This window comes from Enterococcus sp. AZ163 (genome assembly GCF_050498925.1).
GTDB lineage: Bacteria > Bacillota > Bacilli > Lactobacillales > Enterococcaceae > Enterococcus_A > Enterococcus_A ferrettii.
The window spans coordinates 3509735-3524518 of record NZ_JBIPAO010000001.1; the positions used below are offsets into that span (position 1 = coordinate 3509735).

At 41.7% G+C, this 14784-nt stretch carries 16 protein-coding genes; 3 read left to right on the plus strand and 13 right to left on the minus strand.

Annotation, left to right across the window (positions count from 1 at the left end; translation table 11 throughout):
- Positions 1–45: 45 nt before the first annotated feature.
- Positions 46–2118 carry a DNA topoisomerase III gene (locus IGI46_RS16870; RefSeq protein WP_429964116.1) on the minus strand — a complete coding sequence of 691 codons (2073 nt, stop codon included), beginning with the start codon at positions 2116–2118 and terminating at the stop codon, positions 46–48.
- The gene (locus IGI46_RS16875; RefSeq protein ID WP_429964117.1) at positions 2057–2428 is read right to left on the minus strand and encodes a DUF1033 family protein; all 372 of its coding nucleotides are present in this window, start codon (positions 2426–2428) and stop codon (positions 2057–2059) included. Before IGI46_RS16875 ends, IGI46_RS16870 begins: the two co-directional genes overlap by 62 nt.
- 183 nt (positions 2429–2611) lie before the next feature.
- Between IGI46_RS16875 and IGI46_RS16880 the strand changes: the two genes are divergently transcribed.
- The gene (locus tag IGI46_RS16880; protein ID WP_429964988.1) at positions 2612–3904 is read left to right on the plus strand and encodes a multidrug efflux MFS transporter; all 1293 of its coding nucleotides are present in this window, start codon (positions 2612–2614) and stop codon (positions 3902–3904) included.
- 15 nt (positions 3905–3919) lie between these two features.
- On the opposite strand, the gene IGI46_RS16885 is transcribed toward IGI46_RS16880, so the two are convergent.
- From IGI46_RS16885 to mnmA, 3 genes are all read right to left on the minus strand, one after another.
- Positions 3920–4168, minus strand: a complete 249-nt coding sequence (locus tag IGI46_RS16885) for a hypothetical protein (RefSeq protein WP_429964118.1) — start codon at positions 4166–4168, stop codon at positions 3920–3922.
- Positions 4169–4242: 74 nt separating this feature from the next.
- Positions 4243–4509, minus strand: a complete 267-nt coding sequence (locus IGI46_RS16890; RefSeq protein WP_429964119.1) for a hypothetical protein — start codon at positions 4507–4509, stop codon at positions 4243–4245.
- A 216-nt stretch (positions 4510–4725) separates the two neighbouring features.
- Complete coding sequence (mnmA, locus tag IGI46_RS16895; RefSeq protein WP_207701114.1) at positions 4726–5844, minus strand: tRNA 2-thiouridine(34) synthase MnmA; 1119 nt, start codon at positions 5842–5844, stop codon at positions 4726–4728.
- 218 nt (positions 5845–6062) lie between these two features.
- On the opposite strand from mnmA, the gene IGI46_RS16900 reads away from it, so the two are divergent.
- Both IGI46_RS16900 and IGI46_RS16905 read left to right on the plus strand, forming a co-directional pair.
- Complete coding sequence (locus IGI46_RS16900; protein WP_429973857.1) at positions 6063–6440, plus strand: GntR family transcriptional regulator; 378 nt, start codon at positions 6063–6065, stop codon at positions 6438–6440.
- Complete coding sequence (locus IGI46_RS16905; protein ID WP_429973858.1) at positions 6437–7804, plus strand: PH domain-containing protein; 1368 nt, start codon at positions 6437–6439, stop codon at positions 7802–7804. Before IGI46_RS16900 ends, IGI46_RS16905 begins: the two co-directional genes overlap by 4 nt.
- A gap of 36 nt (positions 7805–7840) precedes the next feature.
- Here the strand turns inward: IGI46_RS16905 and IGI46_RS16910 are convergent, their stop codons facing one another.
- From IGI46_RS16910 to IGI46_RS16945, 8 genes are all read right to left on the minus strand, one after another.
- Positions 7841–8446, minus strand: coding sequence for a metallophosphoesterase (locus tag IGI46_RS16910; RefSeq protein WP_207701111.1), 606 nt, complete (start codon positions 8444–8446; stop codon positions 7841–7843).
- Positions 8447–8455: 9 nt separating this feature from the next.
- On the minus strand, positions 8456–9301 hold the full coding sequence (locus IGI46_RS16915; protein ID WP_429973859.1) for an aldo/keto reductase: 846 nt from the start codon (positions 9299–9301) through the stop codon (positions 8456–8458).
- Positions 9302–9355: 54 nt separating this feature from the next.
- Entirely contained in the window at positions 9356–9982 is a 627-nt protein-coding gene (locus IGI46_RS16920) for a hypothetical protein (protein ID WP_242704267.1), read from the minus strand.
- Positions 9983–10129: 147 nt separating this feature from the next.
- The gene (locus IGI46_RS16925) at positions 10130–10477 is read right to left on the minus strand and encodes a DUF1831 domain-containing protein (RefSeq protein ID WP_429964124.1); all 348 of its coding nucleotides are present in this window, start codon (positions 10475–10477) and stop codon (positions 10130–10132) included.
- A gap of 61 nt (positions 10478–10538) precedes the next feature.
- On the minus strand, positions 10539–11684 hold the full coding sequence (locus tag IGI46_RS16930; protein ID WP_429964125.1) for a cysteine desulfurase family protein: 1146 nt from the start codon (positions 11682–11684) through the stop codon (positions 10539–10541).
- Positions 11685–11834: 150 nt separating this feature from the next.
- On the minus strand, positions 11835–12887 hold the full coding sequence (locus IGI46_RS16935; RefSeq protein ID WP_429973860.1) for an ornithine cyclodeaminase family protein: 1053 nt from the start codon (positions 12885–12887) through the stop codon (positions 11835–11837).
- Between the two features lie 10 nt (positions 12888–12897).
- Entirely contained in the window at positions 12898–14025 is a 1128-nt protein-coding gene (locus tag IGI46_RS16940; protein WP_429973861.1) for an aminotransferase class I/II-fold pyridoxal phosphate-dependent enzyme, read from the minus strand.
- A gap of 22 nt (positions 14026–14047) precedes the next feature.
- Positions 14048–14782, minus strand: a complete 735-nt coding sequence (locus IGI46_RS16945; protein WP_429973862.1) for an amino acid ABC transporter ATP-binding protein — start codon at positions 14780–14782, stop codon at positions 14048–14050.
- Positions 14783–14784: the final 2 nt, after the last annotated feature.

The following is a 14784-nucleotide window of genomic DNA, read 5'->3' on the forward strand; positions in this document are numbered from 1 at the left end:
TTTAAAATAAAAAAGAGCAAACATCTCTGTCTGCTCCGCTCTTGATTATTTTTGTTCCATAGCTGCCTTCAAGGCCTGTGCCAAAGCACTTTCTTGTGGCTCAGCTTCTTGATTCACCTGCTTCAGAAGACGGCGTTCTTCATGTTTTGTCATCTTCTTGCTGCGTTCTTTTTTATCCAGCATCTTCTCAGTGGTCCCGTCATACTTGCAACGGAAGTATGAACCTTTCTTACCATCAATGATCTCCATTTTACGGTGGCATTGCGGACAACGATGGTTGGAAACTTTTGGTTCTTTGCGGCGGCGATAGTTGCATTCTGCATTGGTACAAATATAAATCTTGCCATCGCGAGTATTTTTCTCTCTCAACAGAGAGCCGCACTCAGGACATTTCTTTTGGGTAATTGAGAAATCTTGGTATTTCTGTTCACTTTGTTTGACTTCTTGAACCAGCTTCTTCGTGTCATCTTCGATTTCTTTTAAGAACTGCTTGCTGGAATAGCTGCCTTTAGCAATTGCTTCCAGCTGTCTTTCCCATTTTTCAGTCAATTCAGGTGTTACTAATGATGGGTTTACCAGCTCTAACAATTGTTTGCCCTTTGGTGAGACCTGCAGACCGCTTGGTGTACGCTCCATCAATTCTGACTTGATCAGCTTTTCGATGATTTCTGCTCGGGTTGCTGGTGTTCCTAGACTGTGCTTCTCCATTAATGCCAGCAGTGTTCCTTCGTTCAGTGGTTTTGGCGGCGAAGTTAACGCCTTTTCAATAGTAAAATCTGGAACAATCCGCTGTTCTTTCTTCCATTGAATCGCTGGTTTGTCTTCCTCAGATTTCTTCCAACCAGCCATTAAGACTTTGCTTTGACGGAAGGTAAAGGTTTCCTTGCCGAAAGTAATAGTTACTTTTTGCTGACTTTCCTTATGAGCATCCGCAAACAAGCCTAAAAAGCGGGTAACGATCATAGAGTAGATACGTTGCTCGTCATTTGATAGCTTTTCATAACGCGGGCGTTGTTCTGTCGGAATTAACGCATGGTGGTCGGTTACTTTACTGTCTTGGAAGACCCGCTGTTGTTTGACCTGTCCGCCATTTTTTAGGTACGTCTTCACTTCAGGCGCAAAATCACTAACAGCCTGTAGCCGTTCCTTCATCGTTGCCTTCATATCACTCGTCAAATATTTACTATCTGTTCTAGGATACGTTACAATTTTGTGAATTTCATATAAGCTTTGCACTAAAGACAATGTTTTTTTCGCTGAGAACTGATAACGGGCATTGGCTTCTCGCTGAATTTCCGTTAAATCATACGGCAACGGTGCCGGTTCGACTTTTTCTTTGTCTGAAATTTCGGTAACCGTTCCTTTTTGCTGACTTAGTTCTTTCACTAAGGCTTCAGCTTTTTCCCGCTCGGTTATGCCGTAAGGATTTTTTTGATTCAGCTTTGCTTTTTGTCCTTCTACCTGCAGCGAGATCACAAAATAATTTTGTGGTCGGAACTTTTCAATTTTCTTTTCTTGCTGACGAACTTGAGACAAGGTAGGTGTTTGAACTCGGCCAGCAGACAAACTATCTTCATATTTAACCGTCAAGGCCCGCGTAACATTTAATCCTACCAGCCAGTCAGCCTTCGCTCTAGCTAGCGCGGAGTAATAAAGGTTGTCGTACTCTTTGGCTGGCTTCAATTTACTAAAGCCATCCTTAATTGCTTTTGGTGTTTGGGATGAAATCCAAAGCCGCTTCACTGGTTTATTGAATTTTACGTACTCTAAAATCCAGCGAGCCACCAGCTCTCCTTCTCTTCCAGCATCAGTCGCAATGACCGCCTCGGAGATATCGCTGCGTTTGGCCAGCTGTTGAATTGTTTTTAGCTGAGCTCTAGTTTTTGGTAATGGCTTAATACCGATATTTTTGGGAATAATCGGCAGGCTTTCCATCTGCCAGCTTTGCCATTCCTTGTTTAAATCTTCTGGCATTTTTAAGCTTAATAAATGACCAAGGGCCCATGTTACAATCACATTGGGTCCTTCAAAGTAATTCTTGTGTTTTTGATTGGCGTTAAGCACCTTGCTTAAATCTTTTGCAACACTTGGCTTTTCCGCTAGTATTAGTTGTTTCATAGGTTTCCTTTCTGCTTTCAACTGAGATCGGTTGATCATCCATTAAAAGTGCTAAACCCCAGTATTGTTGAAGATAATCGTCGCATTCTTCACACCAACGCTCATCCTCATCGTTCCAAAATGCACTTAAATAATTTTTCTTCGCTTGATGATATGTAAAATCTTGAGATAGACCGCTAAAGCGCTCTTCAAAATATTCTTCTGCTTGTTCAAAGCTGTCAAATTGTTTTTCTTCAGTGATGTCTTTTTTCCAATCTTCAAAAAACCACCATGGCTCATTGTCGCCATACATGATAATAACTTGGTACATTCCCATCCCTTCCTTCCACTGTCATCATAAGCATGAAATTTAAATTTTTCAAGTGTTCTGTTTACTGGTATTATTTTTCTTTAGTTTAGCAGATTAACTTTGCGTTTTTCTTAATTCTACTTTATCACAGTACTGAGGTATTTGATATTTTATTTTTCAGGATTATAATATAACCGTTTGAGTATGAATGAAAGAAGGCGGAGTGTTTTGTCAGAACAACTTAAAAAAAAGCTTTTCCCAACTCGTCCGACCTGGCAGAAAAATTTAATCGTGCTGTGGTTTGGGACTTTTATGGCAGGAATCGGCTTTAGTTTAGTCATGCCTTTTATGTCTCTGTATATTGATACTCTGGGCCATTACACCAGCCAAGAATTAAATCTTTGGAGCGGTGTCACCTTTTCCTCTACCTTCCTAGTTACTGCGATTGTTTCACCTTTGTGGGGCCGACTGGCTGACCAAAAAGGAAGAAAGCTGATGCTGCTGCGTGCTTCCTTGGGTATGGCCGTGGTTATCGGCCTGATGGGCTTGGTTACCAACGTTTATCAGCTGATTGGCTTACGGCTTCTGCAAGGTATTTTCTCCGGTTACATCAGCAATGCTACAGCCTTAGTTGCAACTGGAACGCCAAGAGAGAAAAGCGGACAGGTTTTAGGAACTTTAGCAACGGGATCCGTCACGGGGACTCTTTTGGGCCCGTTGGTCGGCGGAACGACTGCATCTATTTTTGGCTATCGTTATACCTTCTTTATCACCAGCGGCATTCTCTTTTTAGTCTTTCTGTTGAGCATGTTTTTGGTCCACGAAGAATTTACACCGGTCGAAAAGAAGGACATGATTCCTGCTAGGCAAATGATTCGCGAATTGAAATATCCTCATCTAATTCTAGGTATGTTTCTTACTACAATGATCATTCAAGCCTCCAATAATTCTATCAGCCCGATTATTAGTTTGTATATTCGTCAATTGATGCACAATCACGGCAATGTTACCTTCGTTAGTGGCGTTATCGCCTCGATTCCAGGAATTGCTACCTTGATTGCTGCTCCTCGCTTGGGACGGCTGGGCGATCGAATTGGCAGTGAGAAAATTTTAGGAATCGGCTTGTTGTTTGCTATTGTAGTATACCTTCCAATGGCCATTGTTCAAAATGTCTGGCAATTAGCGTTTTTGCGCTTTTTAGTTGGAATTTCTGATGCATGTCTGCTGCCAGCTGTTCAAACCTTGATCACCAAGTATTCGCCACAAAATGCAGCTGGACGAATTTTCAGCTACAACCAATCTTTCCAGGCTGCTGGTAACGTGGTGGGCCCAATGATCGGTTCGAGTGTTTCTTCTATTTTTGGTTACCGAGGAGTTTTCTTATCCACTTCTTTGCTAGTATTAATCAATTATCTTTCTGTTCATCGCAATACTAAAGAAATTGCCGAAATAGAAACCTATCACTCCAAAAAAAATAAGAGCATTGTCCACAAATAGGACAATACTCTTGTTTTACGCTTTCATTTTTTTGGCAAAATAGAAGGCACTAAACAACCAACAGCCATAATAAAGGCACAAAATAAAAAAGGGCTCCTGAGCTTCAAAATGATAGGTATACAATACCATGGACAACATCCCGCTTAAGCAGGCAATCCCTACAAATCTCAGCTTAAAATCGCGCTTCATCATTAAAACACTATAACCGGTGATAATGGCACAGATTCCACACATAAGTACTACGTATAAATTCGCTAAACTCACTGGTCTCACTCCTTTTAATCATTTTATCACAAAATCAAAAGAAACATAATTAATCCTTGCACAGTCACGGTCAACTAAGCATCCTTCAGCTTAGACCGTCGAGCCTTCCTTGTTAAAAATATTCCGCTAACCAACCAAAAAGCGATATAGAGATATGTATAAACCAAGGCTTTATTTCCTGCAAAATGATACGAATAAATGGTATAGGATACCAGTCCGCTGCACAATCCCAGCATCAGATAAGCAAATTCCCGTTCGCGATAAAACAGCAATCCACTGTACTCCGTAATCACAGCACATATCCCACACACAGCAACCACAAACAAATCAAATTCTGCCATTTTTACCACTCCTATTCTAATGTTAATTATAGCATATTTTCATTTATTCCTCATCTAAACTTATCACATTGAGAAACCATGAACAATAAATTTTTGCTATAGGTAAAAGGATAAAAAAATCGCCAGACGATCCGTTGAAGATCGTCTGGCAAAACATCCTTTTGAAAGTTGGCAGTTCCTGTTTGTCTGCTTCGTTTCGATGAAAGAATGAAATTTTTATACGTATTGCAATACTTTGGTTTCTTTATATGCATGGTCAATCAAACCGCCGCCTAAGCATTCCATCCCGTCATAGAAAACGACTGCTTGTCCGGGTGTAATCGCCCTTACAGGTTCGTCAAAAACGACTCTCGCACGATTGCCCTCTTCCAAATAAACCGTGACCGGTACATCTGTTTGTCGGTAACGGAACTTAGCCGTTGCGCGGAATTCCTTAGGCTTGTCTTCATTAGTGGTAAAGTGAATTTCACTGGCATCCAAGCTGGTTGCATACAAGGCTTCGTGATGGAATCCTTGGCCAACATACAAAGTGTTCGTACTTAAGTCTTTCCCGATAACAAACCATGGTTCTTGTGTTTTGCCACCGCCACCGATGCCTAGGCCCTGACGTTGACCAATTGTATAGTACATCAGCCCATCGTGTTGCCCTTTAATTTCCCCATCCAAAGTAACCATGTTGCCTTTTTTGGCAGGTAAATAATTGCTTAAAAATTGCTTGAAGTTCTTTTCACCAATGAAACAAACTCCGGTAGAATCTTTCTTCTTCGCCGTTGCCAAGTTGGCACGTTCTGCAATTGCCCGTACTTCTGACTTCTCCATGCCGCCTAGTGGAAACATGGTCTTTGACAATTGTTCTTGTGAAAGCTGACTCAAGAAATAAGTTTGATCCTTATTATTATCGATACCACGCAGCATATGCACGACGCCGTTTTCGTCAGTTTTTACTTGCGCATAATGACCAGTGGCTACATACTCTGCACCAAGATCCATCGCATAATCCAAGAAAGCCTTGAATTTGATTTCCTTGTTGCACATCACATCTGGATTAGGGGTTCGACCAGCCCGGTATTCTGCTAAGAAATATTCAAAAACACGGTCCCAATATTCCTTTTCAAAATTGACTGAGTAATAAGGGATTCCAATTTGGGCAGCAACTTTCGCTACATCCTTATAATCCTCGGTTGCGGTACACACCCCATTCTCATCGGTGTCGTCCCAATTCTTCATAAAAATTCCTACAACGTCATAGCCCTGCTCTTTCAATAAAAGAGCTGTAACTGACGAGTCTACGCCGCCGCTCATTCCCACGACGACTCTTGTGTTGCTGTTCGACACAGTATCACCATCATTTCAATCTAGATTCCGAAAACTCTACGATTTGAAGGTCGCAACTTTTCAGTAACACGTATTATACGATAAATTAAACCGTTTAGGGTGCAAAAACGTCAAAATTTTAATTTTTCGTTAAACTATCCCATTTTGAACAAATTCACGAGCAGTTGCATTTTTGTATTAGTTGTATTAATATACATAATACAAAGGAGGCGAGTGCTATGATTTTAGAAATAGATGCGCATTCGGATGAGCCCATTTACCTTCAGCTGCGCAAACAAATCATTATCGGCATTGCCAAAGGTGACTTAAAGCCCCTCGAGCAGCTGCCGACTGTGCGACAGATAGCTGACGAGCTGGGGATTAACGCCATGACAGTTTCCAAAGGCTACCAGCAGCTAAAGGAAGAAGGCTATCTAATTACCGATCGGCGTAAGGGGACTTTAGTAGCGCCAATGCCCGTCGATAAAAAAGAAGAAAAAGAAGCGGCCCTCACTCTGTTATTGGCTGAACTGGCTCTTTCAGGTTCCAGTGAGACCGAAATCAAACAGAAAATTGATGAAATACTAACCAGCTTTCGGAAAGGAAGAGAAAAATGAACCTATTCATGTGGGGCATTCTAGTTTTTTGTAATTTTATTATGGCCCTTACCTTATCTTTGGCTGCTAAGCCGCATAATCATGTGATTATTGAGAATACTTTGCCAGTAGACAAATTAGATGATCCACAGGTTGTAACGTTAGCGAAACAGTACCGTAAACGCCAGTTTCAGATTGCTTTCTTTTTAAGTGTCATTGAAGCCATTCTATTACTGCCAATGAAGGATTACTTATTCATGCTGCTGTTCTTTCTATTGCTGATGCTTTCTATTGGCTGTGGTTACTATTTGCAGATTCGCTACATTCGCAAAATGCGTCGTATTATTGAAGAGAATCACTGGCAGCTGGCAATAGCCTCGGTGCAAATTAATACCAAGCTGGTGCGAGAAAAGAATGAAAAAATGGTTTCTGTTATGTGGTTCGTTCTGGCTGGAGGATTAAGTTTGCTCTTGTTTTATTTCGCTTACGCGACGATGGGTAACCTGCTGCTTATTGCAACTGTTCTTCTAATTGAATTTTCGCTGATAGGGGGCTGGTATTTGGTGAGTCGTTTGCCGGTTAGGGCTTTAACTAACGACCAAGAGATCAATCGTCAATACAACAACTTAACTAAATACTACTGGTCCTTTTTAATGGTCGGAATGGGAATTTTCTTTCCTCCACTGATTTATTTTCCGTTGCTTTCTTTGAATAGCTGGAAAAATCAGTTTATTCTTTTGACCGCAATCGAGTTTGCCATGTTAGTGTTTTTGGTTATCTTTACTGTTGCTTGGTTATTGACTTTAAGAAGGAAACAAGATGCTTTGCTGGATCAGAGCAGTGATTTTCGTTATCAAGGAGATGACTACTATTGGCGTTACGGTGTCTATTATAATCCTGAAGACAGTCGGTTTATGGTTCCGGATCGGATCGGCTTGAATCTTTCAGTTAATTTGGCGAAAACGGGAGCAAAAATTACGATGGCTCTTGGTGGTGTAGTCCTGTTGATCGCCCTGTTTATCTCTGTGGTTCCGTTGTATATATTGGACAATCATCCTGATCCTTTTACTTATACGGTCAATGACAAGAATGTTACTCTGGAGGGACCTTTTGTGAGTAAACGCGCGATTCCCTTGACTAAGATTCAGCAAGTTGATTTGGTTGAGGAGCTTCCTAAGCGGGGGTTAAGAACGAATGGCTTTGCGACCGATCACTATGCTATGGGGAGTTTTAAACTTGATGGAAAGGCGGCCAATCTTTTCATTGACCACCATTCCCATCCTATTCTTTTGATACAGACAGCAGCTAAAAACTACTACTATACGAATAAATCACCCGCAAAAACTAGAAAAGCTTATCAGGAAATTAAACAAGAGTTGAAGTAAAAAAATTGGGCAAGCTGATTCGGCTGCCCAATTTTTTTAAGTTAATTTAGCTACTTCTCTAGCCTTGGCTTCTGCGATATTATCGATCATATGCTCAGAAAGTGGTGTACCAAAAGGCAGCTTGTCTGGTAATAAATCCCGCTCCGGTGCATCGACACCCACGTTAATGTCTTCTGCAATTGGAATACTATAATGATGAATGTGCCCATGCAGATTGCGAATGTTCAAGGTGGTGCCTAAAAGCATTGGATAATGGGTCAAATAATACTGATGGTGATTAAACTTTACAATCGCTCCAACATCATGAAACGCAAACTTAGGTGTCCCATCTAACATCATGGGATCGTTGGCAGCTAAAAAATTGAAAAAAGCCCGAGAATCATGATTACCTTTAATAAAAACAATCTTCCCCTTCAGCTGCAAAAGCTGATCCAAAATTTCCTGATTGCCTTTTTCGTAGTTTGGATGCATCGCTACATCTCCTACGTGATAAACGGTATCCTTTTCTTTTACCACAGCATTCCAGCTTGCAACCAGCTGTTGATTCATCTCTTCCACCGTATCAAATAAACGAGGGGCGAAGTCATTGTCCCCTAACAGATTCTCATGAAAAAAATGGGTATCACCGATAAAAAATTTCATTTCACTCACCTACAATATGTCTAATGGTTGTTTCTTTTCCGGCTTTGGAAATTCACGGGTTAACCGTTCATAGTCCAACGCAGTTAACCGAATGTCTAGCGCTTGAAGATTGGCCAGTACGTGCTGTGCTTTCCCCGATTGAGGAATCGCCAGTGTTTTGCCATCCCGAATTACCCACGCCAGTAAGATTTGAAAAATGGACGCCTGATGAGTCGCAGCAATTTCCTGCAGGACTGGATTATCCTGTAGACGTGCTCCCAGCGTATCGCCTTGAGCAATCGGTGAATAAGCAATCAATGGTAACTGATGTTCTCTCATCCAAGGCAATAAATCATATTCTATTCCTCGACTTGCTAAATTGTAAAGTACTTGATTTGTTAGACAGCCTTTTCCTTTAGGAATACTGTACAAAGCCCGCATATCACTAGTATCAAAGTTGGATACTCCCCATTGGCGAATCCAGCCGGCATTCTTCAAACGTTCCAATTCAGTAACTGTTTCTTCCAAAGGTACATTGCCCGGCCAGTGCAGCAAATACAGATCCAAATAATCAGTCTTCAAACGTGAAAGACTTTGCTCCAAAGAATGCTGTAGATTGTCTTTATCAGCATGCCAAGGATAAAACTTAGAAATTAAATACAAGCTGGTCCGATCGTATGGAGCAATTGCCTCCCCCACTAAACGTTCGGATCGGCCATCACCATACATTTCTGCCGTATCAATTACTCGTGCTCCAGCATCAATTCCTGATCGCAGTGCTTTGATTTCCTGTTGGCGCTTTCCAATTTCATCACCCATGTGCCAAGTCCCCAAACCAATGGCTGGTACCCGTTTTTGTCCCAATTCAATAATCATTTTTTCTCCGCCTCACATTTAGTATACGCTAAAAAGAGCAAAAAAGGTCACAAGCTATTTCAGCTGGTAACCTTGTCTTTCCAAAATAGCTTGGTAACGCATTTTTATAATTCCAATAATTACTTCAAGCTGGGTTAAATCTTCAATTTTTTCAGGGTTAAAATTTTTGGTTCTGCGAAATGATTTTCCGGTATCGATTAAATGGAAGATATGATCCCAATGTTGAAATTCCGATAGGTTATTTAAATTACCAATCGGAAAGGCTGCCCCATCACAAATTTCCCATAAACGAAAAACTAAAAAAGCAGTATCCACGACTTGTCTCTTGCCTTGTTTGTTTTGACAGTTGATCAGAACTTTTTCAGGCTGGTAGGTTAGGTACCAATCCAACAACTTGAAAAAAGCTTCCCAGCGGTAGGGCTCCTGAAACATCTTATGGGTATCCGGCATTTCACGAAAAATCAATGGTATTAAATAATCCTTTTTGTACTCCCAACAAGGAAGCATCTCTACGTAGTACTGTATGTATCGAGTAAAATAACTGTTCCCCTCATAATAGGCAATGATGTAATCCTCTATTCCAAATGACTGAAACTTTCTTGCCAGGTAGGCACAATCATCTACTGCGATGGTTAGACCTGTTAGGTGTCGAAATTCAGAAATAATTTTGTGATGCATCATTGTCTGTATTTTCCGCCTCAATGCTTCACCTTCTTTTCAATTAAAGATAACTGTCTTTAGTGTACCATATTCTTTTCCAATTGAACCTTTTAAAGAACAAATAAAAACAATTTCCGTCAAAAATTTAGACGGAAATTGTTTTCTTCATTAGTTATTAACTTTTACAAAAAGTCCTCGGTCAATCATGCCCTCCATTAAAAAGTAAAACTTTTCCTGTAATAGAACATGGGTGTCATCTTTGAAAATATTCACAGATTTTAGACCATTAGCCGTTGTGATTGACATTTTGACCTGTTGCAGATCCTTTGCGACAGTAATTTTTAATTTGAAGCCTTCTTTACTTTGGGGAGTTGCGTCTAGCGGACGAATTAATTGAAAATTGCCCGAAGTTGTTTCTGTGAATCCATTGTCTCGTAATGTGTATTTTTTAGCAGTTGGTGCCAAGCTGTAATTTACTTTCGCACCTTCTACTGTGGCTATTTTTGCAAAAGCCATGCGCTCACCTCTTCTTTTTTCGTTACCTATTATTATAGAGGGAACAGGCGCGTAATTCAATCTACTTTCTTAGTTGTTGAATTGCTGCAATCAGTTCCTGGATGAAGCGCTGTATCTCAGCCTCTGTGTTGCCGTAGCCAAAGCTTACCCGTACGGATTCTTTTACCTCAGACGCATTTTTTCCATACATTTCTTCCAACACATGAGAAGGATCTACGTTGCCGGCAGTACATGCTGAACCTGTAGAGATAGCAATCCCTTTTAAATCCAATTTCATGAGCAGTAAGTCACTGGCAATTCCGTTAAATCGTAAATTCAGAATATGGGGCAGTTTGTTCTCTAATTCGCCATTCACCTCATAGTCAATCCCCGCTTCATCTAGGCTCTGTAAAATCGTCTTAGTAAACTGGAGATAGGCTTGTGCTCGGTTGTCTCGTTCCTCTAAAGTTAATAATTCGATTGCTTTGGCAAAGCCGCAAATGCCAGCCAGATTTTCTGTTCCAGCCCGGCGTTTCTCCTCCTGCTCACCACCATGCAATAAAGAGGGCAAGCGGATATCGTCGTTTTTGTATAAGAAGCCTACTCCTCGGGGTCCGTTGACCTTATGAGCAGAGGTGCTTAATAAATCAATGCCCCATTCATGGGGGCGAATCGTTTGATTGCCATAAGCCTGAACAGCATCTGTATGAAAATAAGCGGGGTGCTCTTTTAGCAGCTCTCCAATTTCTTTTACCGGCAGCAGATTACCGATTTCATTATTCCCGTACATAATAGAAACTAAGATCGTGTCGGTTCGCAGAGCAGCTTGCAGCTCATCCAGTGAAATACGGCCTTTTTGATCAACTGTTAAATAAGTCACCTCAAAGCCTTTATCTTCCAGATAACGCATGGTATTTAAAACAGCAGGGTGCTCGATCCGCGTCGTAATTAAATGCTTTCCCTGGGTCTGACGAGAAAATGCCGTTTCTAAAATCGCGGTATTATCCCCTTCAGTTCCACCACTGTTGAAGATAATCTCGTGAGGCTTCACATCTAGGCTTTTGGCGATCACTTCTCGGGCTTCTTCTAATTTGTAAGAAGCGGAGCGGCCCAGATGATGGATGCTCGAAGGATTGCCATAATAATTTTGCATAACATCAGCCATCACTGCAATGACTTCAGGATGCATTGGACTGGTCGCTGCATGATCTAAATATATTGATTCCACAAGTCTACGAACCTTTCTATAGTTAAAGTAGGGTTATTCTAGCATAGGCAAGCAGCTTTAGACAAGGAAAGAATCGGCAGGCCGCTAAAAAACTCAGGAAAACCAACGAATCAGCGTCGATGCTGACTATTGGTTTCCCTGAGCTGCTCTCTATAGATCTACTACTTGACCTACTTCATTTTTCTCTGCTGTATCAAGCACCTGTTTAGTTACTGCCAAATCCTGTAGAGCAATTCCGGTAGTGTCATAAATGGTGATGTCTGCTTCAGAGATACGACCACCTACCCATCCAAGAATAACTTCACCAATTTCTCCTTGAATCGCTGTTTCATCAATTAATCCTTGTTTAATCGGCTGCTCGGTTTCTCCAACGGCTATCGCTTGCTTTCGATCATCCACAAAGAGACGTGCTTGCTGGAAAATAGCGCCATCTATTTCCTGCTTGCCGCTCATATCGGCACCAACACAGCTAAAGTGTGTGCCCGGCTTCACCCACTCAGCTTGAATCATCGGCTGCTTAGAGGGGGTTGCTGTTACGATAATATCAGCTGCTCCTACAGCATTTGCTATTTCCTCTACCGCATGAATCTGCAGCTGTGCAATTTTCTCTCGCAGCTCGACTTGGTCTTCTTTGATTTTCGGTTGATCCAATAAATGGAGCAACTGCTCCTTACAGCCTGCCACGAAGGAATCGGCATTTTCCTTTGCTAAAGGATCGTAAATCAACAGTTGCTTTAGACCGGGAATCACGAGTAAATGACTCAACAGCTGAAATAACGCTTGATGCCCCGTTCCTACCATTAATAAGGTTTCGGAATCTTGACGAGCTAAATATTTGCTGCCAATAGCTGCTGCCGCACCCGTCCGCATACCGGTAATATATTCCGCATCCACAATTCCCAACGGTGCGCCGGTTTGATCATCAAACAGCAGTGTCGTTCCAAACAGTGCAGGTAATTGCTGCTGTGGATTACTGCCATACCAAGAAACCAATTTTAGTCCATAAATTCCTAATTCCTTCATATAACCAGATTTGATATCCATATCTGCTTTTCCAGGTTCAAACTCATAAAAGATCATCGGCCAAAGTGTACTTGTTTCTCTAGCCTTTCCGCGATAAACCTCTTCCACGGTTTGAATCGTTTCTTTTAATGACAAGACTTCTTTTACCATTGCTTGGTTTAATACTCGTATTTGTGTCATGGTTTTCTCCTTAATTAATCTTTTTCAAAAAGCTGGAAACCCGTTCTAGTCCAGCTAGGAATTTCTCCTCTGGCTCGCGGGCACAGCCCATGCGGAAACAGTTCTCCAATTCGAAAACAGAGCCTGGCATCAGCAGCACACTCTCCGTTTCGATCGCTTTACGGCAAAAATCTTCAGAGGATAAGCTGCTTTGGTAATAAGGGAGACAAACTGTGCCTCCTTGTGGCAGGACACAATCAAGCTTCGGTTCATTTTTTACCCAGTCATTAAACAGGGCAACTCGATGACGAACAATGCTTAAGTTCCTTTCGCAAACAACCTCTTTATTTTTCAATGCCAAACCGGCAATGTATTCATCAATCCCGCCACAGCTGATCATGGTGTAATCCCGCTGTATTTCGACTGCTTTAATCAGCCATTCATCCTGTGTCGCAATCCAGCCTAAACGCAAACCTGCCATGGCAAACGCCTTTGACATGCTTCCTAAACTGACTCCCTTTTCATAACTGTCAGCTACCGATAAACCAAAGCCGGCTTCGTGAGCCAATCCGCGATACGCTTCATCACAAATTAGATAAGCATCGTTTTTACGCGCAATCTCTGTCATAGCCCGTACGATTTCGTCACTGACGACTTGTCCAGTTGGATTGTTGGGATTGTTAAAACAAATCGCTTTAGTTTTTGGCGTTACTAAGGCATCCAGCTTGTCTAAATCAATGACAAAGCGATCATCCTTTTCCATAAACAAATAATCCACCTTAGCTCCGATCGATTCGGGAACAGAATAGATTTGCTGGTAGGCTGGCAGGATCGCTACAACGTGATCCCCGGGCTCAATCAAGGTCATCATGGTTAAGTGAGATGCTCCCACTCCTCCATGAGTAGAAATAACTTGGTCTGGACCAAGTGAATCGTATAGGCTGGCTACCCCTGCTAAATAATCAGGATTTCCTTCAATTGCGCCATAGCTTAAGCGCAAAGAAAAAATCGCCTCTTTCACTTCTTCTGGATTTTCACCGGTTACTTCTAACAACTCATCCAGCGAAAATGGAATGATGGATGTGCTGGTTAAGTTGTAATCGACATTGAATTCATAATTTGAAAGCCAGCGTTCAACACCGAAAGGCTTAATATACATAATTTGTTTCCTCCTAATTCTTCTAGTGCAATACTTTGCTTAAAAAGTCAATGGTCCGGGCATGCTGTGGGTGGTCAAACAAATCAACGGGTGCTGCTTCCTCAACAATTTTTCCTTCGTCCATAAATAGAACCCGGTCTCCTACCTCTTTAGCAAAACCCATCTCATGAGTGACAATAATCATGGTCATTCCCTCTTGGGCTAAATCCTTCATCACTGTTAATACTTCCCCTACCATCTCAGGATCAAGAGCAGAGGTTGGTTCATCAAACAACATAACATCCGGCTCCATGGCTAATGCTCGAGCAATCGCAATCCGCTGCTGCTGACCACCTGATAATGAGCTTGGGTAAGCCTCTGCTTTATCAGAAAGTCCTACCTGCTTCAGTAAAGCTTCTGCCTTTTCTTTGGCCTGCTGAGCATTTTTACGATTCAATTTTACAGGCGCCAGGCACAGATTTTCCATGACTGTTTTGTGAGGAAAGAGATTGAAGGATTGGAAAACCATACCCATTTTTTCTCTTACCTGAAAAATTTCCGTTTTGGGATCGGTTAGATCGGTCCCCTCAAAAATAATTTGTCCGCTGGTAGGCATTTCCAGCAGGTTCAAGCAGCGTAAAAATGTACTTTTCCCTGAGCCGGAAGGGCCAATAACTACTACGACCTCGCCTCTTTTTACATTGGTTGTAATACCGTTCAGCACCTGATTATCGCCAAAGGCTTTATGCAGCTCATTTACTTGAATCAATTCAGACATGT

Coding starts and splice junctions, on each gene's coding strand:
- IGI46_RS16940 (WP_429973861.1), bottom strand. CDS start 14,025: ATGTATATTAAGCCTTTCGGTGTTGAACGCTGGCTTTCAAATTATGAA.
- IGI46_RS16875 (WP_429964117.1), bottom strand. CDS start 2,428: ATGTACCAAGTTATTATCATGTATGGCGACAATGAGCCATGGTGGTTT.
- IGI46_RS16935 (WP_429973860.1), bottom strand. CDS start 12,887: ATGACACAAATACGAGTATTAAACCAAGCAATGGTAAAAGAAGTCTTG.
- IGI46_RS16890 (WP_429964119.1), bottom strand. CDS start 4,509: ATGGCAGAATTTGATTTGTTTGTGGTTGCTGTGTGTGGGATATGTGCT.
- IGI46_RS16910 (WP_207701111.1), bottom strand. CDS start 8,446: ATGAAATTTTTTATCGGTGATACCCATTTTTTTCATGAGAATCTGTTA.
- IGI46_RS16870 (WP_429964116.1), bottom strand. CDS start 2,118: ATGAAACAACTAATACTAGCGGAAAAGCCAAGTGTTGCAAAAGATTTA.
- IGI46_RS16905 (WP_429973858.1), top strand. CDS start 6,437: ATGAACCTATTCATGTGGGGCATTCTAGTTTTTTGTAATTTTATTATG.
- IGI46_RS16900 (WP_429973857.1), top strand. CDS start 6,063: ATGATTTTAGAAATAGATGCGCATTCGGATGAGCCCATTTACCTTCAG.
- IGI46_RS16915 (WP_429973859.1), bottom strand. CDS start 9,301: ATGATTATTGAATTGGGACAAAAACGGGTACCAGCCATTGGTTTGGGG.
- IGI46_RS16920 (WP_242704267.1), bottom strand. CDS start 9,982: ATGATGCATCACAAAATTATTTCTGAATTTCGACACCTAACAGGTCTA.
- IGI46_RS16925 (WP_429964124.1), bottom strand. CDS start 10,477: ATGGCTTTTGCAAAAATAGCCACAGTAGAAGGTGCGAAAGTAAATTAC.
- IGI46_RS16945 (WP_429973862.1), bottom strand. CDS start 14,782: ATGTCTGAATTGATTCAAGTAAATGAGCTGCATAAAGCCTTTGGCGAT.
- IGI46_RS16880 (WP_429964988.1), top strand. CDS start 2,612: ATGAATGAAAGAAGGCGGAGTGTTTTGTCAGAACAACTTAAAAAAAAG.